Origin of the sequence: Dechloromonas denitrificans (assembly GCF_001551835.1) — a bacterium.
Taxonomy (GTDB): domain Bacteria; phylum Pseudomonadota; class Gammaproteobacteria; order Burkholderiales; family Rhodocyclaceae; genus Azonexus; species Azonexus denitrificans.
Window position 1 is genome coordinate 189,855 of record NZ_LODL01000019.1, and the last position, 3,429, is coordinate 193,283.

3 protein-coding genes are annotated in these 3,429 nt (G+C 53.1%); all 3 read left to right on the forward strand.

Annotated elements, in window-relative coordinates:
* Positions 1–570, forward strand: a 570-nt coding sequence (locus AT959_RS21090; protein ID WP_205629874.1) for a hypothetical protein, incomplete at its 5' end; no start/stop codon positions are given.
* Between the two features lie 25 nt (positions 571–595).
* Complete coding sequence (locus AT959_RS20485; RefSeq protein ID WP_083518304.1) at positions 596–1,045, forward strand: DUF3304 domain-containing protein; 450 nt, start codon at positions 596–598, stop codon at positions 1,043–1,045.
* A gap of 6 nt (positions 1,046–1,051) precedes the next feature.
* On the forward strand, positions 1,052–3,304 hold the full coding sequence (locus tag AT959_RS08705; RefSeq protein ID WP_083518305.1) for a T6SS phospholipase effector Tle1-like catalytic domain-containing protein: 2,253 nt from the start codon (positions 1,052–1,054) through the stop codon (positions 3,302–3,304).
* Positions 3,305–3,429 lie beyond the last annotated feature (125 nt).

Genomic DNA, 3,429 nt, shown 5'->3' on the forward strand with positions numbered 1-3,429 from the left:
ACACACTTCAAACCCTACCTGCTGGCCGAAACCCAGGACTCGATGCAATGGCCTGTACGCTGGGCCGATACGCGGGTTCTTCCAAGCTTAATTGCGGCAATGAAACCCGAGATTCGTAAACAATTCCTCTCGCCGCTCTACGCATGGATGAGCGCAGACCGACAGGGAAACATGCTTTGCTGGCAAGGGGCTGGTGATCCGAATCCGCGACGGGCGAATTTCGAATACTGGCCCTTGGATGATGCAAGTTTTGCAAAACTGGTTGAAGAAGCTGAGACCGATGCTGTTATAAGCAAGATCTACGATGTTCGAGCCGATCTTCTGAAAAACCATAGTCCCGCTAAGTGTCATTCTCTAGTATCCAAAAACTTGGCAATCGCTAGCGCCAATGGCATCAATGGAGCGGAAGCGCGACAGAGTTTCAGCATTTTGTCACTGAGTCTCGTTGAGCAATTTTCTCAACATCCTGCCATGTCCGCACTTTTGGCGCATACCAAGCAAGGAGCAGCGTACCTGAACGAACTAAACGCCTTGCCCGATGAATTTTGGCAAGAGTGCGCAATTCAATAAGTAGTTGTTATATAGAGTATTTGAGATGAAATGCTTGTTCGCATTATTGTTTGTGCTGTTGATCTCTGGCTGTGCCACGTCTGATGACTTTCCAACCGAGAAAAGAGCATCAGCCCAAGTAGGTATCGTCAATCACACAGGGAGCTATATCTACTCAGCATCGGTTGATGGAGCAGGCGGGGGGCAGATGTCGGCGTGGGGCGCTGGCATGGCCAATATCTGTTGCACCTCCATTCCCTGGGTTTGGCGTCCTGGCATGAAGGTTAGCGTGCGCTGGAACATGCCAGAAGGACGAAAGGATGTCATTAAAGAGAAGATTGCCGAGATCGAGAAATACGATGAGCCGGGCGATATCTACATGCATTTTTTCCCGAATGACGAGGTCAGGGTTGTGGTTTCCAATACGGGAGGATGGGGGGCAAAACATCCGATTCCGCCACCAGTAAAGCCGATCAATTTAAACTCCGTTAAGTAAGCTACGATGCCATCCATCCAGCCCACCCCAGAAAAAGCACCGTACCCAGCCACCAAGTTTCTGAAGCTCTCCGCCAGGGAAGATGCAATCAGCGGCTACGCGCTAAGTTGCACGGCTACTGATTTACCTTGCCGCATTCCCGTACATGTTGGTTTGTTCTTCGATGGGACCAATAACAACATGTACCGAGATTTGGAAGGACGCCGCGTGCCAGTGCCGCTGTCCAAACAAGCGTTAAAAAATGCCAAGGCAGAAGCCAAAGCCGCCGGCAAAGATCCGAGTTCGGTGAAGCCCAAGCCGATCCCCAAAAAAGACCCCAAGCCTGACGAGTGTAGCCACAGCAATGTCGCCCGTTTGTTCCAAGCATTTCCTTGGGATAAGCAAGCCAGCGGTTACCACCCGTTTTACATCCAGGGCGTCGGCACGGAATTCCACGACATTGGCGAACCAACAGAATCACAGGAGGGCAAGGCCTTTGCCAAGGGGGGGCTGCCCCGGATTATCTGGGGACTATTTCAGGTCCTGAACGCGATACATGCAACAGTTCATGGCGCCGATGTACTTTACAAAAACTCCGAGGTAGGCAACCTCGCCCAATCCTACGACAACGAAGTCGGCCGCATCGAGAACTCCGGCCCCCGCCAAAACAAGACAGTCACGCACAAAGACTGGTTTGCGCCACATCTGGCGAAACTGAAGGCAGCGCTGGAAGCCAAGCCCAAACCCCATGTTCCATCATTGACGGTATACGTTTTCGGTTTCTCGCGCGGTGCAGCCGAGGCAGTCGCTTTTTGCCACCTGTTCGATCAATTGCTCGAAGCCGGCAAACTGGCGGGCATTTCGGCCACTATCCGTTTTGTTGGCTTATTCGATGTGGTGGCTTCAGTCGGTGGCTCAGCCTCTGTGGCGCGTACGCTACCACTGCCCGGTGCGATCTTTGACGGTCATTGGGCGTGGGCGAATTACGTAGACAATCCGATCCCCGGTTGTGTTGAAAAAGGCCTGCACTGCATTGCAGCACATGAGATGCGGATGAATTTTCCGGTTACCCGAATTGAAGGTGGCGCGGTAAGGGGGGTCTATTTCCCCGGTGCTCACTCTGACGTTGGTGGCGGTTACCCACCGGGTGACCAGGGTAAGGGGCGTGGAACTCAGGCTGCTTTGCTGTCACAAATTCCGCTGGCCTATATGTACAAAGAAGCGCGGTTGGCGGGCGTGCCATTGGTGTCATTTAGTGAGTTGCCTCAACGTCGCCAAATGGACTTCGAGGTGGATGCGACGTTGGGAAAAGCCTGGGAAGCCTACACCTCAGCCCTTAACGGAGAAGGTGATCTCCTCAAAAAACACATGGAACTGTTTTACCGCTGGCGTGCTACACGCTTGAATACACTGGATGCAACGGCGAGTTTTCAGGCAGCGAGCGCTCAGGATCAACAGGATTTAATGGAAGCGAACGCCATGCTGACGGGTGACCTGGAAGCCATCCGGCATCGCCGGGATGACAAACGAGACCCTTTCCCAAACAGTGAGGAACGACCAGTCTATGGGCCAGAAGATGGCAAACGCGTCAATCAATGGCATTTGCTTCGCGCCAATAATCGAGCACCACTGGATGAGTGGGAGCGCTGGGCAATGTCATTCTTTGATAAGCCGAAGCCCCTGCCGCCTGAGGTTGAAGCCTTCTTTGACGACTATGTACACGATTCCTTTGCCGGGTTTTACATGGCTGGAGAGGTGACCGAGTTCGATAAGCGGAAGAAGGTTGAAGAGGTGTTAGAGAAAGACCAGGACGACAGAGACAAGTTTGAAAAGAAGGTCTTTGAAATAACAGCCAAGACGAAAGAGGCCAAACGGAAGAAGGATGCCGGCGAACCTTTGAGAGCCGAGGAAGAGCGGCTTTTGAAAGAAGCTGAGACAGGCACTCCCTATCCAACCATGACGGATGGAGATGCTGTCGATATGCGCAGCCCGGCCATCCTGACCCAAACCTCGACACGCCGTGAAGGTGGTGGATACATCATTCGCCGTGGCTATTATCCGCACGAAGGATTTTTCTTGCGCAAGAGCAAGCATGAGAATGAGTTGCAGAGAGCACCGAGCGCCAGTTTGACTCCAGGCCAGCAGAAAGCTGTAGCGGCTAAAGCGGAAGAAGCTGATGAGCAGGCCCCTCGGGAGTTTGTATGGAGCAACAACTTACGCAAGGATATCCCGCAAGAATTGATGAAAACAGCAACCTACAAGGAAGTGGCTACCGCTTGACTACGGTCTGGCAGTGGACTCGCTATAAATTGCCGCCTCGCCCAGAAACCCAGCGCCGCACTTGGCTCGGGCGCGGCGCTAAGCAGTGGCGACGTCATCGAACCGGTGTCGGCTCCGAACATCCT